Source organism: Streptomyces sp. NBC_01471 (genome assembly GCF_041438865.1).
Lineage (GTDB): Bacteria > Actinomycetota > Actinomycetes > Streptomycetales > Streptomycetaceae > Streptomyces.
In genome coordinates, this window is record NZ_CP109450.1 from 4,827,281 (window position 1) to 4,852,494 (window position 25,214).

The 25,214-nt window shown below is 71.4% G+C and carries 19 protein-coding genes; 9 read left to right on the top strand and 10 right to left on the bottom strand.

Annotated elements, in window-relative coordinates; genetic code table 11:
* Positions 1–112 precede the first annotated feature (112 nt).
* Both mfd and OG285_RS21625 read left to right on the top strand, forming a co-directional pair.
* Complete coding sequence (gene mfd / locus OG285_RS21620) at positions 113–3,652, top strand: transcription-repair coupling factor (RefSeq protein ID WP_356834166.1); 3,540 nt, start codon at positions 113–115, stop codon at positions 3,650–3,652.
* 187 nt (positions 3,653–3,839) lie between these two features.
* Positions 3,840–4,541, top strand: coding sequence for an HNH endonuclease family protein (locus OG285_RS21625; RefSeq protein WP_371791944.1), 702 nt, complete (start codon positions 3,840–3,842; stop codon positions 4,539–4,541).
* A gap of 121 nt (positions 4,542–4,662) precedes the next feature.
* Here OG285_RS21625 and OG285_RS21630 read toward each other — a convergent pair whose 3' ends face one another.
* The 8 genes from OG285_RS21630 to OG285_RS21665 form a co-directional block, all read right to left on the bottom strand.
* Positions 4,663–5,862, bottom strand: coding sequence for an MFS transporter (locus tag OG285_RS21630; RefSeq protein WP_371791945.1), 1,200 nt, complete (start codon positions 5,860–5,862; stop codon positions 4,663–4,665).
* Position 5,863: 1 nt separating this feature from the next.
* Entirely contained in the window at positions 5,864–6,358 is a 495-nt protein-coding gene (locus OG285_RS21635) for a GNAT family N-acetyltransferase (protein ID WP_356834171.1), read from the bottom strand.
* Positions 6,358–7,587, bottom strand: a complete 1,230-nt coding sequence (locus tag OG285_RS21640) for a type III PLP-dependent enzyme (RefSeq protein ID WP_371791946.1) — start codon at positions 7,585–7,587, stop codon at positions 6,358–6,360. The genes OG285_RS21635 and OG285_RS21640 overlap by 1 nt, the downstream gene beginning before the upstream one ends.
* Positions 7,577–8,884 (bottom strand): DUF6271 family protein, encoded by a 1,308-nt coding sequence (locus OG285_RS21645; protein ID WP_371791947.1) that lies wholly within the window; start codon positions 8,882–8,884, stop codon positions 7,577–7,579. Before OG285_RS21645 ends, OG285_RS21640 begins: the two co-directional genes overlap by 11 nt.
* Positions 8,866–9,933: a phytanoyl-CoA dioxygenase family protein gene (locus tag OG285_RS21650; protein WP_356834178.1), complete on the bottom strand. Its 1,068-nt coding sequence runs from the start codon at positions 9,931–9,933 to the stop codon at positions 8,866–8,868. Before OG285_RS21650 ends, OG285_RS21645 begins: the two co-directional genes overlap by 19 nt.
* A 338-nt stretch (positions 9,934–10,271) precedes the next feature.
* Positions 10,272–11,774 carry a glycoside hydrolase family 3 protein gene (locus OG285_RS21655; RefSeq protein ID WP_371791948.1) on the bottom strand — a complete coding sequence of 501 codons (1,503 nt, stop codon included), beginning with the start codon at positions 11,772–11,774 and terminating at the stop codon, positions 10,272–10,274.
* A 309-nt stretch (positions 11,775–12,083) separates the two neighbouring features.
* Entirely contained in the window at positions 12,084–13,820 is a 1,737-nt protein-coding gene (locus OG285_RS21660) for a thiamine pyrophosphate-dependent enzyme (RefSeq protein WP_371791949.1), read from the bottom strand.
* Between the two features lie 53 nt (positions 13,821–13,873).
* Positions 13,874–15,457: an FMN-binding glutamate synthase family protein gene (locus OG285_RS21665; RefSeq protein ID WP_371791950.1), complete on the bottom strand. Its 1,584-nt coding sequence runs from the start codon at positions 15,455–15,457 to the stop codon at positions 13,874–13,876.
* A gap of 256 nt (positions 15,458–15,713) precedes the next feature.
* On the opposite strand from OG285_RS21665, the gene OG285_RS21670 reads away from it, so the two are divergent.
* From OG285_RS21670 to OG285_RS21700, 7 genes are all read left to right on the top strand, one after another.
* Complete coding sequence (locus OG285_RS21670; RefSeq protein WP_356834184.1) at positions 15,714–15,902, top strand: hypothetical protein; 189 nt, start codon at positions 15,714–15,716, stop codon at positions 15,900–15,902.
* 10 nt (positions 15,903–15,912) lie between these two features.
* Positions 15,913–16,599 (top strand): hypothetical protein, encoded by a 687-nt coding sequence (locus OG285_RS21675; protein WP_371791951.1) that lies wholly within the window; start codon positions 15,913–15,915, stop codon positions 16,597–16,599.
* Positions 16,596–17,621 (top strand): hypothetical protein, encoded by a 1,026-nt coding sequence (locus tag OG285_RS21680; protein ID WP_371791952.1) that lies wholly within the window; start codon positions 16,596–16,598, stop codon positions 17,619–17,621. The genes OG285_RS21675 and OG285_RS21680 overlap by 4 nt, the downstream gene beginning before the upstream one ends.
* Entirely contained in the window at positions 17,618–18,589 is a 972-nt protein-coding gene (locus OG285_RS21685; RefSeq protein ID WP_356834837.1) for a hypothetical protein, read from the top strand. Before OG285_RS21680 ends, OG285_RS21685 begins: the two co-directional genes overlap by 4 nt.
* A complete protein-coding gene (locus OG285_RS21690; protein WP_356834835.1) occupies positions 18,586–19,746 on the top strand; it encodes a serine hydrolase domain-containing protein in 1,161 nt (386 codons plus the stop codon). The genes OG285_RS21685 and OG285_RS21690 overlap by 4 nt, the downstream gene beginning before the upstream one ends.
* 102 nt (positions 19,747–19,848) lie before the next feature.
* A complete protein-coding gene (locus tag OG285_RS21695) occupies positions 19,849–20,358 on the top strand; it encodes an NADAR family protein (protein ID WP_371791953.1) in 510 nt (169 codons plus the stop codon).
* A gap of 571 nt (positions 20,359–20,929) precedes the next feature.
* Positions 20,930–21,400, top strand: coding sequence for a response regulator transcription factor (locus OG285_RS21700; RefSeq protein WP_356834830.1), 471 nt, complete (start codon positions 20,930–20,932; stop codon positions 21,398–21,400).
* A 34-nt stretch (positions 21,401–21,434) separates the two neighbouring features.
* Here the strand turns inward: OG285_RS21700 and OG285_RS21705 are convergent, their stop codons facing one another.
* Together OG285_RS21705 and OG285_RS21710 are read right to left on the bottom strand one after the other, a co-directional pair.
* Positions 21,435–22,391: a class I SAM-dependent methyltransferase gene (locus OG285_RS21705; protein WP_356834828.1), complete on the bottom strand. Its 957-nt coding sequence runs from the start codon at positions 22,389–22,391 to the stop codon at positions 21,435–21,437.
* A gap of 90 nt (positions 22,392–22,481) precedes the next feature.
* Positions 22,482–25,043 carry a YfhO family protein gene (locus OG285_RS21710; RefSeq protein WP_371791954.1) on the bottom strand — a complete coding sequence of 854 codons (2,562 nt, stop codon included), beginning with the start codon at positions 25,041–25,043 and terminating at the stop codon, positions 22,482–22,484.
* Positions 25,044–25,214 lie beyond the last annotated feature (171 nt).

Below are 25,214 nucleotides of genomic sequence, written 5' to 3' on the forward strand. Positions count from 1 at the left end.
ACTTCTTCGTGAAGTCGTACGCTGGAGAGCCCCCGGCCCGTGAGACGTGTCGGGCCCTTCGCGTTGCACACCGCACCACCCGCACCACCACCCCGGACGGAAAGCGTTCTTCATGAGCCTGCACGGTCTGCTCGATGCCGCCATCTCGGACCCCGCGCTCGCCGAAGCGGTGAAGGCCGCGGGCGACGGGCACCGGATGCATGTCGATCTGGTCGGCCCGCCCGCCGCCCGGCCCTTCGCCGTCGCCGCGCTGGCCCGCGAGACCCGCCGCACGGTGCTGGCGGTGACCGCCACCGGCCGCGAGGCCGAGGATCTGGCCGCCGCGCTGCGTTCGCTCTTCCCGGCGGACCAGGAGGACGCGGTGGTGGAGTACCCGTCGTGGGAGACGCTGCCGCACGAGCGGCTCTCGCCCCGGTCCGACACGGTGGGCCGGCGGATCGCGGTGCTGCGCAGGCTGGCGCACCCCCGCTCCGACGACCCGTCCGCCGGTCCCGTCAGCGTGGTCGTCGCGCCGATCAGGTCCGTACTCCAGCCGCAGGTCAAGGGGCTCGGAGACCTGGAGCCCGTGTCGCTGCGGCAGGGTTCGTCCGCCGATCTGATGGAGATCACCGAGGCGCTGGCGGCCGCCGCGTACGCGCGGGTGGAACTGGTCGAGAAGCGCGGCGAGTTCGCCGTCAGGGGTGGCATCCTCGACGTGTTCCCGCCGACCGAGGAGCACCCCCTGCGGGTGGAGTTCTGGGGCGACGAGGTCGAGGAGATCCGTTACTTCAAGGTCGCGGACCAGCGCTCCCTGGAGATCGCCGAGCACGGGCTGTGGGCGCCGCCCTGCCGGGAGCTGCTGCTGACCGAGGACGTACGGGAGCGGGCCGCCGCGCTGGCGCTGGCCCACCCGGAGCTGGGCGAGCTGCTCGACAAGATCGCCGAGGGGATCGCCGTCGAGGGCATGGAGTCCCTGGCCCCGGTCCTGGTCGACGACATGGAGCTGCTGATCGACGTCCTGCCGGCCGGTTCGATGGCCGTGGTCTGCGACCCGGAGCGGGTCCGCAGCCGGGCGGCCGACCTGGTGGCGACCTCGCAGGAGTTCCTCCAGGCGTCGTGGGCGGCCACCGCGGGCGGCGGGGACGCGCCCATCGATGTGGGCGCCGCGTCGCTCCGGGGCATCGCGGAGGTCCGCGACCGGGCGCGTGAGCTGGGCATGATGTGGTGGGCGGTGAGCCCGTTCGCCGCGGACGAGGACATCGCCGACGACATGATCAAGCTGGGGATGCACGCCCCGGAGACGTACCGCGGCGACACCGCGCGGGCCCTCGCCGACACCAAGGGCTGGATCGCCGACGGCTGGCGCACGGTGTATCTCACGGAGGGCCACGGCCCGGCGAGCCGCACGGTCGAGGTCCTCGGCGGCGAGGGCATCGCGGCCCGGCTCGACGCCGATCTGGGCGAGCTGACGCCCTCGGTCGTGCATGTCTCGTGCGGTTCGGTCGACCACGGGTTCATCGACCCGGCGATCAAGCTCGCGGTGCTCTCCGAGACCGACCTCACAGGACAGCGGACCGCCTCCAAGGACCTGGGCCGGATGCCGGTCCGGCGCAGGAAGACCATCGACCCGCTGACCCTGGAGACGGGCGACTTCATCGTCCACGAGCAGCACGGCGTGGGCCGCTACATCGAGATGGTGCAGCGCACAGTGCAGGGCGCGACCCGTGAGTACCTCCTGGTCGAGTACGCCCCGGCCAAGCGCGGCCAGCCCGGCGACCGGCTGTACATCCCCACCGACCAGCTGGAGCAGGTCACCAAGTACGTGGGCGGCGAGGCCCCGACGCTGCACCGGCTCGGCGGTTCCGACTGGACGAAGACCAAGGCGCGCGCCAAGAAGGCGGTCAAGGAGATCGCCGGGGACCTCATCAAGCTCTACTCGGCGCGGATGGCGGCGCCCGGCCACTCCTTCGCCCAGGACACCCCCTGGCAGCGCGAGCTGGAGGACGCCTTCCCGTACGTGGAGACGCCCGACCAGCTCTCCACGATCGCCGAGGTCAAGGAGGACATGGAGAAGACGGTCCCGATGGACCGGCTGATCTGCGGCGACGTCGGGTACGGCAAGACCGAGATCGCGGTGCGCGCCGCCTTCAAGGCCGTCCAGGACGGCAAGCAGGTCGCGGTCCTCGTGCCGACGACGCTCCTCGTGCAGCAGCACTTCGGCACGTTCACCGAGCGGTACGCGCAGTTCCCGGTGGTCGTGCGGGCGCTGAGCCGCTTCCAGTCGGACACCGAGGCGAAGGCGACCCTGGAGGGCCTGCGGGACGGCTCGGTCGACATGGTCATCGGCACGCACCGGCTCTTCTCGTCGGAGACGAAGTTCAAGGACCTCGGGCTCGTCATCGTCGACGAGGAGCAGCGGTTCGGTGTCGAGCACAAGGAGCAGCTGAAGAAGCTGCGCGCCAACGTCGACGTCCTGACGATGTCCGCGACGCCCATCCCCCGTACGCTCGAAATGGCGGTGACCGGCATCCGGGAGATGTCGACGATCACCACGCCCCCGGAGGAGCGGCACCCGGTGCTGACCTTCGTCGGCCCGTACGAGGAGAAGCAGATCGGCGCCGCCGTCCGCCGTGAACTGCTCCGTGAGGGGCAGGTCTTCTACATCCACAACCGGGTCGACTCGATCGACCGGGCCGCCGCCCGGCTGCGGGAGATCGTCCCGGAGGCGCGCATCCAGACCGCGCACGGGCAGATGGGCGAGAGCGCCCTGGAGCAGGTCGTGGTCGACTTCTGGGAGAAGAAGTTCGACGTGCTGGTCTCCACGACGATCGTGGAGTCCGGGATCGACATCGCGAACGCCAACACGCTGATCGTGGAGCGCGGCGACAACTTCGGCCTCTCGCAGCTGCACCAGCTGCGCGGCCGGGTGGGCCGTGGCCGCGACCGCGGGTACGCGTACTTCCTGTACCCGCCGGAGAAGCCGCTGACGGAGACCGCGCACGAGCGGCTCGCGACGATCGCCCAGCACACCGAGATGGGCGCGGGCATGTACGTCGCGATGAAGGACCTGGAGATCCGCGGCGCGGGCAACATGCTCGGCGGCGAGCAGTCCGGCCACATCGCGGGTGTCGGCTTCGACCTGTACATCCGGATGGTCGGCGAGGCGGTGGCCGACTACCGCACGGCGGTCGACGGGGGAGTCGAGGAGGAGCAGCCGCTGGAGGTCAAGATCGAGCTGCCGGTCGACGCGCACGTCCCGCACGAGTACGCGCCCGGTGAGCGGCTGCGCCTCCAGGCGTACCGCTCGATCGCGTCCGCCACCACGGACGAGGACATCAGGGCGGTGCGCGAGGAACTCACCGACCGGTACGGCAAGCTGCCCGAGCAGGTCGAGAACCTGCTGCTCGTGGCGGGCCTGCGGATGCTGGCGCGCGCCTGCGGGGTCGGCGAGATCGTCCTCCAGGGGCCCAACATCCGGTTCGCGCCGGTGGAGCTGAGGGAGTCCCAGGAGCTGCGGCTCAAGCGGCTCTACCCCCGTACGGTCATCAAGGCGGCGGCCCACCAGATCCTGGTGCCGCGTCCGACAGCCGGGAAGATCGGCGGGAAGCCGGTGGTGGGGCGTGAACTCCTGTCGTGGACCGGGGAGTTCCTGGCGTCGATCCTGGGGTCGTGAGTACGGGGCCGGGTGTTTCCCCGCGCGGAGAGACGGCCCGACCCGGTGCTGGGACGCGACCCGTCCGTGACGCCACGTCATGCCGGGGCGGTCCGGAGATGTGTTCGCCAGGTGTGACGGCGGGGGCCCGGGGCAGCCGTATCTAGGATTGTGCGGTCACGACCCCTATCCGCCAGGACGGCTCTCCTTGATACGTACGCGCTCCGCCCTCCCCGCAGCCATGGCCGTCGCCGCCGCACTCGCCCTCGGCGGCTGCAAGAGCGGCGACCTGGGCGCTTCCGGTTCGTCCGACGCTCCCGCCGGACCGGCGGGGAAGGCGGCGCACGGCTCCGCGCTCGCCGCCGCCGACGCCCTGACCGTCAAGGGGCGCGCACCGAAGACGGGTTACGCGCGCAAGGAGTTCGGCAGCGCGTGGTCGGACACCGACCACAACCACTGCCCGACCCGGGACGACGTGCTCAAGCGCGATCTGCGGAGCGTCCGGTACACGAGCGGCGACTGCCAGATCGCGTCGGGGACGCTGGTCAAGGACCCCTACACCGGGACGACGATCGCGTTCGTACGCGGCCACAGCAAGGTCGACATAGACCATGTGGTGGCGCTCTCCGACGCCTGGCAGAAGGGCGCGCAGCAGTGGGACAGGGCGAAGCGGACCGCCCTCGCGAACGATCCGCTGAACCTGCTGGCCGTCGACTCCTCCACCAACCGCAGCAAGGGCGACGGTGACACGGCGACCTGGCTGCCCGCGTACAAGCCGGCGCGGTGCGGCTATGTCGCACGGCAGGTGGCGGTGAAGAAGAAGTACGCGCTGTGGGTGACGGCCGCGGAGAAGAACGCGATGAAGCGGGTCCTCTCCGGCTGCCCGGCCGAGAAGCTGCCCACCGGCTGACGCGAGCCCCCAGGCGGAGCACTCCCGGCTGATACGACCGTCCCGCTGACGGGTCCCGCCCAGGCGGACCCGCCAGCCGTGGGGGTGGTTCGGGGGCGGGCTGCCGGGCAGGCCCGTTCCGTCAGTTCTCGGCCACCGGCACCCAGCGGATCCGGGTGGCGCACACCGAGACCAGGAGGGCCGCGGCCGCCACGGCGCCCATGCCCCACACCAGACCGCCGGCGTTCGCGATGAAGCCGATCATCGCCGGTCCGGCCAGCAGGCCGACGGTCCCCATCGCGGCGACCAGCGCCAGCGCCTCCGGTCCCTGCCGCGCGGCGGCGACGTACACACAGGGCGTCACGGCCGCCACCCCCAGGCCGACGCAGGCGAACCCGATGAGCGCCGGGACCACGCCACCGGCCAGCAGTGCGAGCGCGAGGCCCGCGCCGGCCAGCACGCTGCCGGTCAGCACGACCCGCCGGTCGCCCCAGCGGGTGCGCCAGCTGTCGGCGAACACCCGGGCCAGCACCATCATCACCGAGACGACGGCGATACCCAGCGGGGCCACCGACGCCGCCGCCTTGAGCACGTCCTTCATGTAGAGCGCCGACCAGTCGTTCATGGCGCCCTCGGTCACGGTGCCGAACGCCATCGCGCACCCCATCCACAGCGTCATGCGCGACGGTACGGACAGCCGCCGGCGGGTCCGGCTCTTCGCCGCGGGCCGCTGATCCTCCGTCAGCAGCCCGGTCTGGGCGAACCCGACCAGCAGGAGCAGGATCGCGGCCGCCACACCGAAGTGGGCGGCCAGCGACGGGGTCAGCGTGTTCACCCCGGACGCCAGCAGCGCGGCGCCCAGCGACCCGGCGCTGAACGTCGCGTGCAGCCTGGCCATGGCCGTACGCCCGTACGTGGTTTCGAGCGCGGCTCCCTGTGCGTTCATGGCCACGTTCAGACAGCCGACGGCGATCCCGTCGCAGCCCACGATGACCATCGCGACCGGATAGTTGGGCACCACGGACAGCGCGAGCAGCAGCAGCCCGAGGCAGAGCGCGGACAGTGAGGCGAGGTGGCGCGATCCCAGGCGCCGCATCAGCACGGTGACGAGCGGGAACGAGATCGCCGCACCCGCGCCGCAGGCCATCAGCAGCAGGCCGAGTTCCGCCTCGGACAGGTGCAGTTGAGCCTTGAGGGTGGGCAGCCGCGAGGCCCAGGTGCCGTACTGGAAGCCGAGGAAGCAGAACAGCGCGGCGATCGCCAGCTGTGCCCGGCGGAACGGATCCCGGACCCGGGCGCCCTGTGCGGTCGTGTCCTGTGGGGTCGTGTCTTGGTGGGTCACTTCATACCGCCTTGGACATGTACACCGCGTTCGTTCCGTAACTTCCCGGGAGGGCGATGTCACGATGGGCCGCATATCCGTTGGCCGACCAGAAGGTCTCGCTGCCCGCGACGGATATGAGGGAGATGCGTTCGTGCGTCGTCGATCTGGCGGTCGCCGTGAGGTGGTGCAGCAGACGCTTCGCCAGCCCTCTGCCGCGGTGGCGTTCGGCGATGACGATGTCGTGCAGATGTAGGTTGGTCGAGCGGAAGACGGTCTTCTCCGCCCGGCCCAGGTCGGGGTACTGCCACAGCGGGTAGGGCAGTGCCAGCAGATAGCCCGCCGTCCGGCGGTCGAGGCGCAGCACGAAGCAGGTGGCGGGCGACGGGCGGGCCCTCGACTCCAGCGCGGCCCGCCCCTCCGAGAGGTCGCTGGCGGAGTACGCGCTGGCTTCCAGCTCCGCGATGCCGTGCCAGTCGTCGGCGGTGATGTTCCGTATCTGAACGTCCTGGCCCATTACGGCAGACCCTTCATGGCTGTCCCGCCTGTCGGTGTCCCGGCGCCGGACGGCAGCCCGCGGATCACGGTGTACGGAAGCGGGCTGAAGCCGTTGAAGCCCTGCGTCGCGTAACTGGTGGCGTAGGCACCGGACGAGAGGACCCAGACCGGGTCCCCCGACGCGACGCCTTCGGGAACCTGGACGAGGCGGTGCTCATGGGCGTAGGCGTCGTCGCTGTCGCAGGTGGGGCCCGCGACCACGGCCGGTACGGAGGGCGCCCCCGGGTGGGTGGGAAAGACCAGCCGGTACTGGAGCTGGTCCATCTCGTACAGGCCGTTGAACTTGCCGCAGCTCAGATACAGCCAGTGCTGGCGTTCACCGTTCAGCTGCTCCCTCGTGGACAGCCGCGCCACATGGGCCCGGATCGCGCCGTGGTCGGCGACCAGGTGGCGGCCCGGCTCCACGACGAAGTCGAGCGGGGTGCCGGACACCGCCCGCAGCTGCCGCATGCCCTCCCGGATCGCGGCGAAGATCTTGTCCAGCGGGGGATCCAGCGGTGTGCCCCGGCTGTCGAGATATCCGAGTGCGGGCAGTCCGCCGCCGAGATTGACGTGGTCGAGGTGGATGCCCCGGTCCCGCAGGTCCACGAGTACGGCGGCGAGGCTCGCGAACGCGCTCTCCCAGGCCTCCGCCGTCATCTGCTGGGAGCCGACGTGCACGGACAGCCCGGCAGGTGTCAGCCCTGCCGCCCGGGCCGCCTCCAGCACGCGTACGGCGTCGGTACCCGAGCAGCCGAACTTCTTGCTGAGACCCCAGAGGGCGCCCTCGCCGCTGGTGGCCAGCCGGCAGAAGACCCGTGCGCCGGGGGCATGGGCGGCGATGGCCGCCACGTCCTCCACGCTGTCGGTGGCGAAGTCCCGGACGCCGAGCCGGTACGCGTCGCTGATGTTCCGGTCGGACTTGATGGTGTTGCCGTAGTGGATCCGGCCGACCGGCACGCCCGTGCTGAGGGCCCGCTCGATCTCGTGGGGGCCCGCCGCGTCGAACCCGGCCCCCCGCTCCGCCAGACAGGCGAGCACCTCGTCCACCGGGCAGGCCTTCATCGCGAACCGGACGGCGACGCCCGGCAGTTCCCAGGTCAGCGTCTCGTACTGGTCCCGGATGCCGCCGAGATCGAAGACGATCCGGTCATCGGAAGCCGCCGCCAGGGCCTCGTGCAGGGGGGTGTTCAGCTGCCTAGTGCTCATGGATACCCGCTTCTCTGCTCACCCGCATCAGTGGTTCCCACGCCTCGATCAGGAGCGCGAAATCCTCCATGTCCCGCTGGGCCTCGTTGAGCAGCCGGTCGCCGCGGGCCGCCAGGACGTCGGCGAACTCGGCGTATCGGCCGCCGAGTTTCCGGTAGGACCGGTCGATGACGCGCAGCCGCTCCTCGTTCTCCTCCCGGTCCAGCCAGCTGCTGTCCCGGACGAATGCGGCCACCGGGTCCGCCCGGAGGCGCAGCCGGTCGTCGAGCAGGGCACCGCCGGCCGCCGCCATCCGCCCGTACACGGAATTGAAATAGAGCATCGACAGGAAGAACTTCACCAGCCGCAGCTGGTACGCCATGAATCCGGCGTCGGTGCGCCGCTCCCCGGTGTAGAAGTTCACGATGTGGCGGTTGTGGAGGACGCCGGGCAGCCCCGCGTCGTGGACCAGGTGCAGCAGGAAGTAGTCGCTGCCGATGGTGTCGGTCGCGGGCGGCAGCGGCACGCGCTCGTACACCTCGCGGTGGAAGCTGACGTTGCACATGTCCACCCGCATGGGGTCCACCGGGCCGACCGCCGACCGGTCGCCGGTGAAGGGGTCGGTGCCCGCCCCCGTGAAGGCCTCGGCGACCAGCTGCCGCTTCGCCTCGTCCGGCCACTCGCGAGGGGCCCACAGGCTGACGACGTCGTGGTAGACGGCAGGGTCGAGCCGCTGGATCTCGCTGATGTCCACGGACAGTTCGCCCACGAAGGAGCTGCCCACCAGGGACACCGTCCGCTGTGCGTGGGCCGGGTCGAGACGGGTCTCGGACACGCCGTCCACCGCGTCGATCGCGTGTTTCCCGAGCGACAGCAGTTCGTGGTGGACGGGGAACACCGGCTCGCCGTCCAGGACCTGATAGGTGCTGTCCGAATCCCTGCGGTGCAGGGATTCGCAGCCGAGCGCGGCGGCGAACAGGAAGGCACGGTTCGTGCAGGCGCCGTACGAGACCCCGGAAGGCAGCATGAGGTCGAGCAGCAGATCGGGCTTGGGAACGTCGGCGCCGCTGATGAACTGCCGCAGTAAGGTGCGCTGTTCGGCTTCGCCCAGGTGGTGGACGATCACCTGTGGTGTTCCGGTGGCCTCGCCGGCGACTTTCGCGTGCTCCGCGAAATCCTGCTCGCCGGACGAGTCCAGGATCAGCAGACGCACCTCGACGCCGAAGTGCTCGGCCGCGTACTGTGCCTCGGCGCGCAGGGCCGAAATCGTCGCCGCGCAGGCCCTGTTGGTGGGAAGGGTCAGACAGATTCGCTGCATGCCAGTTCTCCGGTTGACCGCTCGGTGTTCCGGTCGCCGTTCCAGGATTCGAGTCCAAGAAGCTTCGCGCCGAGGCCGCTCAGCTCTGCGGCGCCGTACCTGAGGGATTCGTGCCGGTCCGCGTCGCCGACCAGCGTCTTGTTCCAGTCCGGTGTGGAGAGGGTGCGCCAGGATTCGATCCGGGACTTCCGCATCTCCTGGTGGGACTCCAGCGCGGGCATCATCGAGAGGTACTGGACCGCGCGGACGCCGCTCTCCGAGATGTTGCGGGCGACGCCGTGGGCGAGCAGGCCGTTCCAGATCAGCAGATCGCCGGCCTGGAGTTCCGGCTGGACGACGGGGAACTCGGCGCGGTCGGTGCCGGGCCTGATCGGGTCCCGGCCGGCGGGCTGGGAGAGCTTCCACCGGTCGAACTGGCGGAACAGCTCCGGTGAGCACTGGAATCCGCCCCGCTCGGGCTCGGTGTCGTTCAGCGCGATGATCCCCTGGACGCGCTGGGGCAGCACACTGAGCGTGCTGTCGACGTCCCAGTGCAGCTCGATGTCGAACCCCTTGTCCGTGGGCGCGATCAGCGCGCGGTCACGGTTCTTGATGTTCGGCGGGTTCAGGTTGAGCCGGTCCAGGGTCACCCACAGCTCCTCGCAGTCCCACACGTCGGCGAACGCGTCATGCACGCGCTGCGCCTGGCGGCTGTCCCAGATGAGCTGGTGGTGGTACGCCTCCACGAAACCGTAGATGTGCAGTTCGCGGTCCAGGTCCGACCGGAACTCCCGGTCCGTGTACCAGGTGTCGGGCCGGTCCGGGTCCAGGCCCTGGAAGTCCCAGGTGAAGTCCAGCAGGCGCTGCGCCGCGGCGGCGGGTATCGCCTCCTTCACGACGACGTAGCCGTAGGTCTGCCAGAAGGCGAAGTCCTCTTCCGACAGCACGCGCAGCGGCTGCGACTTCTTGATGTCCCGCAGCGGTGTCTGCGCCAGGTACATCTCTCCGTCCGTACTGAAATAGGGGATGTCCGATGCGGCTCGATACAGATAGGGGTCGGACGTCGGCATGCAACCACTCCAGGTATGAAGGTGCTGGATCTGAACGGATCGGGCGCGGCCGTCCGGGGGCGCGGCGCGCGCGGCCGGACTGTGGGCGGCCGGGCCGCGGAAGGGCGCCGTCGGCGGACCGTGGCCCGGCGGGACGGCTGCGGGGGTGAGGAGTTCACCCGTGTGACGGCGGATGCGGCGGCGTTGCCGCGTACGCGCTCCGGGCCCGCACCGCACGGCGGGAGGAGCCCGCGGTGCGGTGGGTGCCGGGATGTGGGTGTGCGTGGGTGCGGGTGGGAGATGGTGAGCAGGGGCGTTGCTGGACTTGGGTCTGTGGGTCTGTGGGGTGGTGGGTGCGGTCAGCCGGCCAGTGCCTCGGCCGCGGCCACACCCGAGGCGGTGGTGGCCCCGTAGGTCGCGATGTGCACCGCTCCCTGGGTCTCGGCGGCCGGCAGGCCCATCTCGATCACGACGGAGTCGGGCCGGGCGCTCAGCAGGTGCTTGAGGGAATCCGTCATCCAGGTGTGGCGGCAGGCGTCGCGGACCACGACGACCAGGGGCCGGTCGGCAGCGGGTTCCAGCGCGTACTGGTCGAGTACGGCCAGGTCCGCCGCCACGTCCTCCTCGTGGATTCCGACCGAGGTCGTTCCGGCCAGCCGCTCGCGCAGCGGGGCGGCGACGCCCCAGGGCGTCTCCTTGGCGATGGCGAGGTTCATCGTCGGGATGAGCTCCACGACGTGGGGTGCCGAGCCGAGCGGCAGGGAGCCGCCGTCCGCCACGGTCGTGCACAGGGCACGCCGGGCGGCCACGAAGCCGATGTCCGACTTGATCCGGTGGGGTGGTGCGGCGTGGTAGATACCGTTCGACCAGGCCGAGAACTCCTCGACCCGCGCCACCGCTTCTCTGAGCCGCTCCTCGGGCAGTTCACCGTTGCGGACGGCGGACACCAGGGCCGCACTCAGCAGGCCGACCACCTCCGGATCGGCGCTCTCACCGCCGACACACACCGCGTCGGCGCCGCCCGCCACCGCCCGCACCGTGGCGCCGTCGATTCCGTAGAGGCCGCTGACGGCCCCCATCTCGATGGCGTCGGTGATGACCAGACCGTCGAAGCCCATCTCCTTGCGCAGCAGGTCGACGAGGAGGCGCGGACTCAGCGTGGCGGGGAGGCCGGCGTCGTAGGCCGGGACGAGCAGATGGCCGCTCATGACCGCCCGTACGCCGCTGTCCATGGCCGCCCGGAACGGCGGAAGCGCCTGCTCCCTGATCTCGTCCGCGGTCGCGTCGTAGCGGGGCAGCCCGAGATGGGAGTCCACCTCGGTGTCGCCGTGTCCGGGGAAGTGCTTGGCGCAGGCCGCCACTCCGGCGGACTGGAGACCGCGGATCCAGGCGCCGGTGTGGCGGGCCACCAGGTCCGGCGTCGAGCCGAACGATCTGACCCCGATGACAGGGTTGTTCGGGTTCGAGTTGACGTCCGCGCTGGGCGCGTAGGTCAGGCTGATGCCGGCGGAGCGCAGCTCGTGGCCGATGTCCCGGCCGACCGCTGCCGTCAGGTCCGTGTCGTCGATCGCGCCCAGCGCCAGGTTTCCCGGGCGGGTGCTGCCGGTCAGCGACTCGATCCTGGTGACGTCTCCGGCCTCCTCGTCGATGGCGATGATGAGGTCCGGGTTCTCCGCGCGCAGCTGCCGGGTCAGCCGGATCAGCTGACCCGGGTTGGCGATGTTGCGCGAGAAGAGAACGACGCTCGACAGGCCCTCACCGATCCGGCGGAGCAGCCAGTCCGGTGCCTCGGTGCCCTTGAAGCCAGGCTGGAGGATCTTGAGGGCGAGGTGCGTCAGTTCACTGCTGGGTGTGCTGGGCAAGGTCAGCCGGGCCTTCCTGGCGTGCCGATAGGGGACCGAGCCGCCACGCGCTTGGTCCAGACCAATTGGATATTGGCCTGGACCAAGCGTCACGTCAAGTGCCGTGATGCGGCGCGCTCGCCCCTGTTCGCCCGAAATGATTACCCGTCAGTACCCGCCCATCTCAACCGAAATGGGACCACGCGGCCCGGTCCGTGAGTGCCTGAGCGAGGAGCTCGGGCCCCCGCTGCGGAACCGGAACGGATCCGAACTCGGTTGGTACGGCGGGAAGTTCATGCTGTGTTCACGAAGCCGGGAAGGCGTCGCCCGCTACTCGCCGCGCCCCCGGACGATCTCCTTCACCTTGGCCACCGCGAAGCCCAGACCCTGCTCGACGGTCGGCTTGGCCGGGACGGCGATCTCGTCCGGGTTCGTCAGGACGTCCAGCAGGACGGGTCCCGGCGTACTGAAGGCGCGCTGTACGGCGTCCTCCAGATCGGCGGGGTCGGTCACCCGGATCCCGGTGATGCCCATCGCGGTGGCGACGGCGGCGAAGTCCGGGTTGTCGAGCACCGTGCCGAACTCCGGCAGGCCCACCTGCTCCTGCTCCAGCTTGACCATGCCGAGGCGGCGGTTGTCGAACACCACCAGCTTGACCGGGAGTTCGTTGCTCTTGAGCGTCATCAGATCGCCGAGCAGCATGCTCAGACCGCCGTCACCGCAGAACGCGACCACCTGCCGCCCCCGGTCCAGGCACTGCGCGCCGAGCGCATGGGGCATGGCGTTGGCCATGGAGCCCAGGTTGTACGAGCCGAGCAGCCGCCGAGCCCCGCGCATCTCGACGAAGCGCGACAGCCACACGGTGGCCATCCCGGTGTCGGAGGTGAAGACCGCGTCGTCGGCGGCGAGCCGGTCCACCGTGGCGGCCAGCGCCTCCGGCCGGATCCCGTGCTCCGGATTGTCCAGGGCCGAACGGGCCCGCCCGGCCGCCTTCTTGTCGTGTTCCGGGTCGGCCAGCCGGGCCTGGCCCTCGCGCCAGCTCTCGAAGTGCTTGCGCGCGTGGTCCAGATGGCCACGGTGGCGGTCGTCCCCGGCACCGAGATGCTTGAGCAGGTCCCGCACGGTGGCGCCCACGTCGCCGACCAGGCCGGCCTCGACCGGGACACGGCGACCAATGTGCGTGGGCTCGGTGTCCACCTGGATGACGGTCTTCCCCTCCGGATACCACTCGCGGTACGGGAAGTCCGTACCCAGGAGCAGCAGCGTGTCGGCGTCGTGCAGCGCCGAAGCGGCCGCCGGGTTGCCGATCAGCCCGGTCTGCCCGACCTGGAACGGGTTGTCCGCGCCTTCGAAGCCCTCCTTCGCCTTGAGCGTGAGCACCATCGGCGCGGCGAGCCGGTCCGCCAGGGCCAGCACATCGGTACGGGACGCGCGGGCACCCTGTCCGACGAGCAGGGTGACCCGTTCCGCGCGGTCGAGCAGCCCCGCCGCGTCGCGCGTAGCCGACTCCTCGGGCCGGGTCACCGCCGGGCTGAGCGAGAAGCGTGCCGTGCGGTCGGTGCTCAGCTTCCGGTCCCCGACGTCGGCGGGCACGGTGAGCACGGCGACGCCCTTGTGCCCGATGGCGTTCCGGACGGCCGTCTCCAGCATCTGCGGCAGCTGGTCCGGTGAGGAGACGGTCGCCCGGAAGACCGCCACGTCGCTGAAGAGGGCGTCGTTGTCGACCTCCTGGAAGGCGTTGCTGCCGATGTCGGCCAGCGGCACCTGACCCGCGATCACCAGGACCGGGGTGCGGCTCTTGGCCGCGTCGTACAGACCGTTCAGCAGATGCACGGAGCCGGGGCCGACCGTGCCCATGCAGACACCGAGGCGGCCGGAGAGCTGGGACTGGGCGCTCGCGGCGAAGGCCGCCGCCTCCTCGTGGCGGCACCCCACCCATTCCACGCCTTCGGTGGTACGGATGGCCTCGGTCACGGGATTGAGCGCGTCCCCGACGACGCCGAACACCTGGTGGACGTTCAGTTCGCTCAGGGCGTCCACGATGACGCGGGCAACGGTGCGGGTCACAAAAGCCTCCAGTTCGGGCGGGCGGAAACGGGATCGGAAAGGCTGAGGCGGTCTCAGACGGTGAAGCGGTCGGGGTCGGCGGCCTGCCAGTCGGCGGCCCAGGACTCGGGCGCCTCCGCGAGCAACTGCCCGGGGGCCAGCCACTCGTACATCTCCTCGTACGAGCGCACGGTGAACGGGTCGACGCGGCGCCGCAGCATGTGCGGGCGCAGGCCGGCCGGTTCCGTCACGCCCATGCTGGCCATGATCTGCTGGGCACTCGCCACGGTGGCCTGCTGGAGCCGCTGGACCCGGATCGTCTTGTCCCCGACGTCCAGCGCGCGGGCGCGCCGGGGGTCCTGGGTGGTGACACCGGTGGGGCAGGTGTTGGTGTGGCAGCGCTGGGCCTGGATGCAGCCCACGGCGAACATCATCGCGCGCGCCGCGTTGCCGTAGTCCGCGCCCTGCAGCAGCCGCTTGACCAGATCGGCGCCGGTGGCGATCTTGCCGCTGGCCCCGATCCTGATCCGGTCGCGCAGGCCGGTGCCGATGAGGGCGTTGTGGACGGTGAGCAGGCCGTCGGTGAGCGGGGTGCCGAGCTGGTCGGCGAATTCCAGCGGGGCCGCGCCGGTGCCGCCCTCCGCGCCGTCCACGATGATGAAGTCCGGTGCGGTGCCCTCCTCCAGCATGGCCTTGCAGACGGAGAGGAACTGGCGCCGCGAGCCGGGGCAGAGCTTGAAGCCGGTGGGCTTGCCGCCGGACAGCTCCCGCATCCGCGCGATGAAGCGGACCAGTTCGCGTGGGGTGGAGAACTCCCGGTGGTACGGGGGCGAGATGACGGTCTCGCCCTGTGGCACCTCGCGCACCCGGGCGATCTCGGCGTTCACCTTGGCCCCCGGCAGCACCCCGCCGATGCCCGGCTTGGCGCCCTGCGACAGCTTCAGCGAGACGCACTTCACCTGGTCGTGCGCCGCCTTCTCGGCGAACTCCGCCGGATTGAACGCGCCGTCGTCGGTGCGGCAGCCGAAGTACCCGGTGCCGATCTCCCAGACGAGGTCGCCGCCCGGCCGCAGATGGTATTCCGACAGGCCGCCCTCACCCGTGTCATGGGCGAAACCACCGGCCGCGGCGCCGCCGTTGAGCGCCAGGACCGCGTTGGCCGACAGGGAACCGAAGCTCATCGCCGACACGTTCAGCAGCGCCATGTCGTACGGGCGGGTGCAGTCGGGCCCGCCGATCCGTATCCGGGGCGGGGTCTGCGGCACCGGGCGGGGCGCCATCGAGGGCACCAGGAACTCGTAGCCCGTCTCGTAGACGTCGCGCTCGGTCCCGAACGGCTCCTCGGCGGCCGTGCCCTTCGCACGTTCGTAGACGATGCTGCGGGTGTCACGGTCGAAGGGGCGCCCGTCGTAGTTCCGTTCCACGAAGTACTGCTGCAACTCGGGGCGTATGCGCTCCAGAAGGAAGCGGGCGTGCCCGAGGACCGGGTAGTTGCGCAGCACCGAGTGCTTGCGCTGGGCCAGGTCCCACACTCCGAGCAGCCCGACCAGGGTCAGCGGCACAGCGGCGCACAGCCACCACCACGACACCCACCCGGCGGCTCCCCACGCGGCGAGAGCCGCGAAAACCGTCAAACCAACACAACCGATTCGTATCACTCAGGACGGCTTGCCCCGTTCGGGTGTTCCACACCTCGGGGCGCCCCAAAGGACTCTCAAGGATCAGGTGCGCTACGCCTCACCGGCCCTGCGGGCCACCGCGGCTTTTCTCCTGTGAAGGGCAGGATCTGATCGCTGTTCACCATTCAATTGAAGCCTTGAGGACCCGGATTCCTGGCTCCCTTTGCGTGCGGGCCATTAGTGGGTTTGACTGGAACAGCAAGGAACGAATCCCCCCATAAGGATGGGAAGCGTCATGAACTCCACTGAACCGCTGACCGACCGCCTGGCGACGGACCTCGATGAGGATGTCGAGGCCGCACTCAACCCGGGCGAGGCCGAAGGCGTCTTCCGCGACTCGCGTGAATGCGCGAGCCTCGCGCTGATCGGCGGGACGGGCGCGTTGCTGCTCTCGCCGCCGACTCCGCGCCCGAAGAAGGCGTAAGCAGTCGCACATGGACCAGTCAAGTGCGTCCTCCCGCATCGCGGGAGCTGTGCGTGACCTGGCGTCCGAGGTGGTCTTCGCTCTGCAGAGCGAAGACCACCTCTCCACGGTCTGCGGTGCCGCCGGAATCGGCGAGGACGACAGAGCGGGGATCGCCGCGGTCAGGGTGATCGGGGCCGATCTGCTGCTGCCGAGCCTGCTGTACGGACGTGATCCGCACCCCGGTGACGTGGCGGTGCTGCAGCGTGCCGTCATCGACTTCCCGCCGCGTGCGGGCGCCCCGGCGGCGACCGCCTGGAGCCACTGGGCGATGGAGTCGGCGCTCGGTGCGCCCCGGCCCGGCGCCACGGTGGCGGAACCCGACGCCGTGTGGCTCGACCAGGCGCCCTGGCAGGCGTTCACCCACCAGCTCTCCCTGCTCGCGCCGCTCGCCCGGCCCGCTTCCGCCTCGGCGGTCAACCGGGTCGCGAGCCACCGGCCGGTCGACGTGGCCCGCGGATTCGTCCGAGCCGTACGGCGCCGCGACTGGCTCCAGGCGGCCGGCGCCGGCCGCTGGCTGGCCACGCTCGACGGGGTGCCCGACACCCTGGGCCTGGCAGCCGGTCTGGACTTCATCCAGCTCATGGGCGGTCAGGACCCCCGGGTGGCCCTCCATCTGCGCGCGGCCGGACTGATCAGGTCCGGAGCGGCGCGGTGACGGCCGCCCCCGAAGCACGAACGCATCCTCCCGGCACCGGACTTGTGCACGGGGTCGCGGGCGCCGCGCTGGACTGGGTGCGGGACAACCGCTCCGGGTTCGTGCTGCCCGACGACGTCCTGGAGCCCCACACGGACGTCAACCGCACGATGAAGCCCCTCGGCGAGCTGGCGCAGCTGTGCACCACGGTCCGCCGCCGCACCCGCCCCGGCGACCCGCACCACGCGGCCGCTGCCGCGCTCGTACGGTTCGCCTGGGAGCAGGTCCGCGAGGGGGAACTGCTCCTCGACCTGGCCCGCAACGAGCCGTTCGCCACGTACCCCTTCGAGATCTACGCGGCCTTCGCCGGAGAGGGCCTGCGCCACGAGGGCTTCGAACGCCTCGCCTCCGTCGTCGCCGGCACCCGCGGCTGGGCGCTCACCGAGCAGCACGCCAACCGCGAGCTGGGGCTGCTCAACTCCGAGCGGCGGATCGGCGTCCCCCCGCACTCGGAGGCGGAGCCGGTCCTGCGCCGCACCTGGCTCGGCGGGCTGCCCGAGCCGTGGACCTTCGAACGCGCTTCCGGGTACGCCCTGACGCATGTGGTGTTCCACGTCACCGACTGGGGTACCGCCCCGCACCGCATGCCGCACGACGTCGCCGGGTATCTCGGCACCTGGCTCCCGGCGTGGATCGACGGCTGCTTCGAGAACGGGCAGTGGGACCTGGGCGGCGAGCTGCTCGCCGTCGCCGCCTGTCTCCCCGACCCGCCGCCGGTGGCGCTGGTGGAGACCTGCTGGCCGGTGCTCGCCGCCGTACAGGACAGCACGGGCGCCGTCCCGGAGACGGGCCCGCCCCTCGTACGGGGCGGGGGAGGGCCGCAGGACGGCGGCGGCTCCGACGAGTCCACCGGGGCCCGTGAGGCCCCGCGTGAGTTCCTGAACTGCTACCACTCGACGCTGGTGACGGCCTTCGCGGCCGCCCTGACCCTGGCCCGGAACGGCACGGCGGGAATGGACTCCGGCGCAGGAGGCTCCGTATGAACGACAACCCGCAGACGGAGAACGGCACTGCCGCTGCCGGTACCGGCGCGGGCATCCGGCAGATCCACGACGTCGGGTCGCGCGCCCTGGAGTGGCTGTACACCCACCGGGACGGCTTCCGGCTTGAGGACGACCCCGGCCCCGAGACCGGGATGCTGGACCGCTTCAAGCCGCTCGGCGAGCTGGCCCTCATCGGGAAGGTCATCTTCCGCGAGGGCGTCGCGGGCTCGCAGCAGGCCGCGACCGCGCACAAGCTGCTGGACCACGCCTGGCACGAACTGCTGGCGTCCGGGGCCAGGCTCGCCGAGGGCCAGACCCATGAACCGCTGTCGCCGGTGCCCTTCGAGGTCTACGTGCCGTTCAAGGAGCTCGGCTACAGCAATCCCCAGGTCGAGGCCGCGGCCCGGCTCAACCACCGGCTCGTCAGCCGGCAGGCCCTGGAGGTGCTGCCGGTCCGCCGGCTCGGGCTCTCCGCCATGGAGCGCCGTTTCGGACTCCCGCCCGCCGTGCCCGAGGACGAGGCCACCGCGCGCACCTGGCTCGCCCAGCGCCCGGAGCCGTGGACCGTGGAGGGCCACGTCGGCTACGACATCACGCACACGGTCTTCCACCTGACCGACTGGGGTGAGAACCCGTCCGGTCTGCCCCCCGCCGTCGCCGACTACCTGGCCACCTGGCTGCCGGTCTGGCTGGACGACTGGCTGGACCTCGGACGGTGGGACCTGCTCGGCGAGCTGCTCGTCGTGGACGCCTGCCTGCCGGAGCCGACACTGGATCCGGCGGCCTGGCGCGGCTTCGCCGCCGCCCAGCAGCCCGACGGCGCGATGCCGGTCCTGGGGCCGATGCCCGAGGGCGACGCGGAGTACGTCTTCGATCTCGTCTACCACCCGACCCTGGTGGCCGCCTTCGCCTCCGCGCTGGCCGTCTCCCGCGCCATGGCCGACCTGACCGCACCGGCCTCCTCATGACGGGGGCCGAGCCGGGTGCGGGTGCCGGCTCCGGGCCGGGGACGGCGGGGGGGACGCGCATCCGGACCCGGGCCCGGACAGGACCGGCGAGCCGCCTGGCCGCCGCCGCGCAGGCCGTCGACGCCCCCGGCATCGTCATCGCGGTCAGCGACCGGGGCCGGCGCACGGTCCACTGCGGGGGAAGCGCGCCGCCGCCGGCCGTCCCGCGCGACCGGCAGCGGTACGAGATCGGCTCGGCGTCGAAGACGTTCACCGGCCTCCTCCTCGCGGAACTCGTCCGTACCGGCCGCCTCTCCTACGACGAGGTGGCGGCCCGTTACCTGGCACCCGGCCGGGCGCCGGAGGCCGCACGGAGGAACCCGGCGACCCTGCGCCACCTGATCACGCACACCGCCGGGCTGCCCGCGCTGCCGGCCGACTTCTACCCGCAGGCACTCCGGCACTGGTCGACCTGCCCGTACGGGGGCTACCCGGCCGAACGCGTCGTGGCCGCCTTCCTCCGTGCCCGGCCGCGCCACCGCCCCGGCTCCCGCTGGCACTACTCCAACTTCGGCGCCTCGGTCCTGGGCCACACGCTCGCCGCCGCCACGGCCACCCCGTGGGAGGAACTGATCACCCACCACGTGCTGTCCCCGCTCGGCCTGACCGGCACCCGGCTGCATCCGGAGGGCACGGGAGCCGGCGTCACGGCAACGGGCACCATCGGCCCCGGCACCGAGGGGCCGGGCACCGACGGGCCCGGATCCGACGCCCCGGGGCACCGCCCGAACGGAATCACTCCCGTACCGGGTCTGGTCATGGGCGGCTTCCAGCCCGCGGGCGCCGTGCGCGCGACCCCCGGCGATCTCCTCACCTATCTGGAAGCGCACCTGGACCCGTCCGGCAGTCCGCTGGAGACCGCCCTGCAATCGGTCCTCAGCCCCGTGCTGCGACGGGGGCTGGGCCACCGCCACACCCACACCCTCACCTGGTTCCAGCACCCCTCGCCCCAGGGCCCGTTGTACTTCCACGCGGGCGCCACCACCGGCCAGCAGGCCTTCCTCGGCTTCCGCCCGGCCACGCACACGGCGGTGGTGGCCGTCGCCACCCGCCGTATCCGCCTCCGGGACACCTTCGTCGCGACGGCCTACGCGCTGCTCAGCGAGGATCCCGGCTGAGGGACGCCCATGGCCGGGGCGCAGGGGGTGCGGGCAAACGCGTTGCGCGGCCGGCCGGGCGCCTGGCATGGTGCTGGTTTCGGTCACTTTCGCGAGGTTTGTATGGCGATCCACTTCTACGGTTCCGACGACGTCCCCTACGGATGCTTCTCGAACTTCTCCGACCACGGCCTGGACCTCGACGGGCACTGGTGGCCGACCTCGGAGCACTACTTCCAGGCACAGAAGTTCGCCGGAACCCGCCATGCCGATCTCATCCGCCGCGCCCGCACACCGCTGCGCGCCGCCGAGCTGGGCCGGGATCGGTCCAAGCCGCTGCGGCGGGACTGGGAGCGGGTCAAGGACGAGGTGATGCGCCGCGCGGTGGCGGCCAAGTTCGCCGCACACGACGACATTCGCGCCACTCTGCTGTCCACGGGGGACGAGGAGATCGTCGAGGACACCGGCACCGATCACTACTGGGGCCGGGGCAGGACCGGGACCGGCAAAAACAGGCTCGGCCGGATCCTGGTGCGCACCCGCGGCCGGTTCCGCGCCGAGCTCGCCGCAGCTGCTGGAGCGGGCGGTGAACGAGACGCAGGGGACCGGCTATTCGGCGGACGGGATCGGTAACGAATCCCGGAAGCGGGCGGGTTGAAGAACGTCGGTATTCGGCCGATCGCGAAGACCGCGAAGACCGCGAAGACCGCGAAGACGCCAAGGCGCGAAGACGCGCGGTCCGCGCGGGAATGGCAGATCAACTGCGGGTGATTTCTGATCCCCCAAGAGATCCAGAATCCCGCCCTTCGCTATCGGATCATCCGTGAACAGGTCCGCACACTCACGAATCGCTGGTCTGCACCAAGAATTACCTGCGTGAGACATGAGAACTGCCGGTGGAGACGGTGCAAGTGGGGCTACGGCGCTGGTGACAGGCGGGGAGTGCGGGAGAGCCGCCCCTTCCCTGATCACGTATTCGCGCTCCCGGGGTCGCAACCTCCACCATGCGGAGGTTACTTTCCGAACTCGCGGCCTCACGTGTAGTGTTTGCCGCGCCGCTATCGACGCGGCGTCTTACGTGAACGTCTGCTCTGCACGCCCCGATGGGAATGAGTAGCCAATGTCCACAGGCACTTTCACAGCACACGGTCCCGATAGGACTGGATGGCACACGGTGTCGGGTCGGCCTCCAACTGACCCGGCGGTGACCGTCGAACCGATTTCCCGCGGGCGATGGATGCTCGCGGCTCAGGGGTATGTCCCCGTCTCGGTGCGCCAGACATCCTCCGAGGTTCATCTCGTGTTTGCGCCCTCTCCGGAGCCGGAGGCCATTCCCGGTCGCGTGGCCGAAAGAGCCGAAACGGCCGCGCCGACCGAACACCTTCAGGACCCCGTCCAGGTCGACCACGATGCCCGCACGGTGCACGTCGCGGGGCGTCAACTCGAACTGCCCAAGCTGGAGTTCGACCTGCTTGCCTATTTCATTTCCCGTCCGATGTACGTCCACGCGCGCCATCAGCTCATCGCGGCGCTCTGGCCGGACACATCCGGCAGCGAGCGCACGGTGGACGTCCATGTCGCCCGTCTGCGCCGGCGTCTCGGCCCGCAGTACCGAAAGGCCATCGCGACGGTCGTCGGTGTGGGCTACAAGTACGTTCCGTCCCTCGCGGGGTAGTCGGGGACCGGGCGGGCTCGCCCCGACCGCGGCCCTACCCGCGCCGCCTCGCGGATGTCGCCGCCTTCGTGAGGAAGGGCGGCAGGACGTTCTCCGTGAACCGGCGCAGCGCCGGGTGGCCGCCGGGTGTCCCGGCCGGGCCGGGTGTGCGGGAGGCCGCGGTCCGAGGTGGTGCGGGGTGGCGGGACACGGGTTGTCGCGGAAGCCGGGCCTTCTTGCCGCTGATGCGGATGAGCGGTTCGCCCGCGACGGACTCCTCGCCGTGCCACAGGTCCGTACGGGTCGCGAGCCAGGCCGCCAGTTCGGTGCGCAGGGCGGTGGGGTCGCCCCAGGTCCCGTACAGCTTGGTGCCGGTGATGCAGATGACATGCAGGCCCCCGCTGGTCACCGCCTGCCAGGCAGCTGCGGCGACGCCGGGGCAGTGTTCGGCGCGGAAGTCGTCCAGGACGACGACGCCGTACGGCTTCAGTGCCGCACGGGCCGTCGCGATGTCCGCGTGGACGTGTGCGTACAGATGTGAGGCGTCGACGTGGACGAAGCGGCAACTGCCCTCGGCCACCTGGCCGGAGACCATCGATGACAGGCCCTGCAGGACCGTCGGCAGCGCGTCGTGGAAGGACAGGTAGTTCGCCTCGAACGCCCGCCGGGTGAGCGTGGAGTACGACTTGGCCATCTCGGCGCCGTTCGCGGAGTCGTCGGCGGGCGCGTCGAACAGATCGCAGACGGTGAAGCGCTCACCGGGGCGGAGATAGGAGCCGGTGAAGATCGCGCTCTTCCCCAGGTACGTGCCCACTTCCAGCAGATCGCCGGACTCGGCGAGGCCCTTCTGCCGGGTCAGGAGCCAGTCGAAGAGCAACTGGTCCGCCGCGAAGAACCACCCCTTCACGTCGTCCAGCGCGGCGGGGGCCGGAAGCTGCTCGGTGCCGGCCGGGGAGAGGCTGTTCGCGGGCGCGCCGCCGGAAGGTGTCGCGCCGGGTGTGCTGCTGGTCATGAGGGATCCGTTCGGAGATCGCTGAACCCGCCAGTACGTGTGCGCCGGGCGCTGGACACGCCGCGCTGTGGGTTCGGCGGGCCGCGCCGGTTACCGGAGAGCCTGGTGGGCCCCGGTGTCGACGCGGTGAGATCCACCCGTCGGCTCCGTGAACGGGCGGTGCGAGGCCGGGCCACGCCGCCCGTCTGCCCCGCGCCGCACCCTCCGTACGATCGCCGCCCCCACCAGCACCGCGAGGGCCAGGCCGCCCACCGCCGACCCGAGCCGGAGGCCCGGTGGGCGGAAGGTGCAGCTCACGCTTGTCGTGCTGCCGGTCAGCGGCACCGCCACCAGGCCCAGATACGAGCGGGCCGGCCGGTCGGCGCCCCGGCCTGCGCGGCACTGCCAGCCGGAGATGCGGGGCATCGCGAACACCGCCGTTCCCCTGGAGCCCGGCGGGAGTTGGGCCCGTACCGCGTCGTCCGTGACCTGGACCGACCGCGCGCCCGTCCTCGTCAGGTGGGCCACCGCCGTGGCCAGTCCCGTGCGGGACAGGCAGCCCGTCCTGCCGTGCGGGTGCGGGGTGACCGCCGCGCCGCCCGGTGCCCTGCCCATCGGCTGCATCGCCGCGCGCCGGCCCCGCTGTCCGCCGCGCAGCTCCACCGGCGCGCCGCCGCCCAGCCGGGCGACGCCCGTGAAGTCCGGTGCCGAGTAGAAGACGTCGGTGCCGGCCGGGCACGTGTCCGCGTACGTATATACGTGCGCGCCCAGCAGCAGTTCCTGGTTCCGGAACGGGGAGCGCCCGAAGTGCGGCACCGGGCCGGGCGGCCGTACGGTCACCAGCGGGGGAGCGGCCGTCCGCGTCACCGTCACGGCGCCCTTTCCGTCCGGCGCCGACCGGACCCGTGCGCCCACCGAGAAGATCGCGTCCGTCACCGGGTTGTCCAGCGACTGCATGCTCCGGCCGCGCGAGGTCCAGCCGTCCCCGAGCGCGGCCATCGTCCGGGTGTACGGGTCCGGCGTCATGCTGCTGTAGTACGAGCCGCCCTCCCCGCCGACCAGCAACGGGTCGTTCCCGGTGGTCTGCCCACGCCCCGGATCGGTGCGGTAGCGCGGCCACGCGTCGGCTCCGGCGACCGCTGCCGCCTCCTCGTCCAGGTGGCGGCCCCACGGCGCGTAGTCGTCGAGCCGGTGGATCTTGACCCGGTCCGCGTACGCCGTCGTCGCGGCCGCCTGGCCCGCCTGCGCCCCCACCAGCAGCAGCGCGGCGGCAACCGGCTGCCAGCGGCGCACCCGCACCCGGGCCGGCGACCGGGCACTGTCCGCAGGCCCGGTGCGCTCCGCCCCCCGGACACCCCCGGCCCGCTCCCCGCTCTCCGCCGGTGTCCGCCCCGCTCTCCCCAGCAGCACCAGTCCGCCCGCCACCGCGGCCAGGCCGAGACCGAAGAGCGGATACGTATATACGGTCACCGTCCGCGAGAAGGCGGCGCAGACCGCCCCCGCCGCGAGCACCCCCGCCCCGCCGGCCAGTGCCCGGCCGCCCGGCACCCCGTACGAGAGCGCCGTCCAGGCCGCGATCACCAGCAGGCCGCTCAGGACGAACGTCTGCCGGTACGGGCTGCCGTTCGGCGTCGCGAACACATGCCAGAACAGATGCGTGGGCTTCCACTGGATCGACAGCGCGACCAGCACCACGAGCCCCGCCCAGCCGAACCGTTCGCGGCGCGGCACCGCCCGGTGGAAGGCCAGCGCGCAGGCGAGCAGCAGGGTGCCCGTGCCGAGGAAGAGCGCGGGCGTGGAGAAGCTGTACGTGGCGGGGAGCGTCCGGGCGAACACATCCGTCCAGGGGGCGGGTGCGAAGTTCCGGGACCAGCCGGGGTACGCGTGCCGGGTGCCGAGAAAGACCGTGAAGAGGAGGGGCGCGGCGAGACCGACGCCGAGCAGGACGGTTGCGGCCGCCCGGAGCAGCACCCGGATCCGGTGGCCCGCCCTCGTCGGCCCTCCGGTCGTCAGCAGCCGGACGAGGAGCACCAGCGCCGCCCCGATGGTCGCCATGTACGCCGTGTAGAAGTTCGCGGTCCAGGCGAGTGCGACCACCACCGGCCCGAGCAGTGGCCTGCGTCCGCCCCGCACCCACTCGCCGACCAGGCACAGCAGCGGGAAGGCGATCAGCCCGTCCAGCCACATCAGGTTGTAGGACGCCTCCAGGACCGACCAGCCGCAGAGCGCGTACGAGGCGCCGAGCAGCCCGGCGGCCCACCAGCGGCCGGGCCGCAGCGCGAGGAGCAGCGAGGCCATCGCCGCCGCGGCCGCCGCCATCTTGAGCAGCGTGACCAGATACACCGCGAGGTCGATCCGGTCCTTCGGGAAGGCCGCCACCAGCAGCGCGAAGGGGCTGCTCAGATACGTCCCCAGATCCGGCAGGAAGGATGTGCCGTACCCCGACTGCCAGTTGAGCAGCAGCCCGCCGTGCGCCCTGCCGTGCAGCAGGTCCTGGAGGTGGGCGTGGAAGGGGATGTACTGGTTGCCCAGGTCGCTGATGCTGCGGTGCCGCGGCCCGTAGGGGTAGATGCGGGCGGCGGCGTCCCCGGTGCACACGGCCAGTACGGTGAGCAGCGCGGCCAGTACGGTGGCACGGAGACGGGTCGTCACGGCCGGACGGCGGGGTTTCATGCCCCGAATATGGCAGTGAATCAGCGGAATTGGCCTGGAATATGGTGAGTTCACTCAGCCGTCGCCGGAACTTCACCGAGGACCGGACAGGACCCGGACAGGATCCGGACAGGATCCGAGCGGCGGGGCCGTCGGCCCGTGTCCCCGCCGCCCACCCCTCCCGCTTTCAGG

Bases quoted from the DNA above. Each gene is read 5' to 3' on its own strand.
- mfd (WP_356834166.1), top strand. From the start codon at position 113: ATGAGCCTGCACGGTCTGCTCGATGCCGCCATCTCGGACCCCGCGCTC.
- OG285_RS21635 (WP_356834171.1), bottom strand. From the start codon at position 6,358: ATGGGCCAGGACGTTCAGATACGGAACATCACCGCCGACGACTGGCAC.
- OG285_RS21640 (WP_371791946.1), bottom strand. From the start codon at position 7,587: ATGAGCACTAGGCAGCTGAACACCCCCCTGCACGAGGCCCTGGCGGCG.
- OG285_RS21645 (WP_371791947.1), bottom strand. From the start codon at position 8,884: ATGCAGCGAATCTGTCTGACCCTTCCCACCAACAGGGCCTGCGCGGCG.
- OG285_RS21650 (WP_356834178.1), bottom strand. From the start codon at position 9,933: ATGCCGACGTCCGACCCCTATCTGTATCGAGCCGCATCGGACATCCCC.
- OG285_RS21670 (WP_356834184.1), top strand. From the start codon at position 15,714: ATGAACTCCACTGAACCGCTGACCGACCGCCTGGCGACGGACCTCGAT.
- OG285_RS21675 (WP_371791951.1), top strand. From the start codon at position 15,913: ATGGACCAGTCAAGTGCGTCCTCCCGCATCGCGGGAGCTGTGCGTGAC.
- OG285_RS21685 (WP_356834837.1), top strand. From the start codon at position 17,618: ATGAACGACAACCCGCAGACGGAGAACGGCACTGCCGCTGCCGGTACC.
- OG285_RS21690 (WP_356834835.1), top strand. From the start codon at position 18,586: ATGACGGGGGCCGAGCCGGGTGCGGGTGCCGGCTCCGGGCCGGGGACG.
- OG285_RS21695 (WP_371791953.1), top strand. From the start codon at position 19,849: ATGGCGATCCACTTCTACGGTTCCGACGACGTCCCCTACGGATGCTTC.
- OG285_RS21705 (WP_356834828.1), bottom strand. From the start codon at position 22,391: ATGACCAGCAGCACACCCGGCGCGACACCTTCCGGCGGCGCGCCCGCG.
- OG285_RS21710 (WP_371791954.1), bottom strand. From the start codon at position 25,043: ATGAAACCCCGCCGTCCGGCCGTGACGACCCGTCTCCGTGCCACCGTA.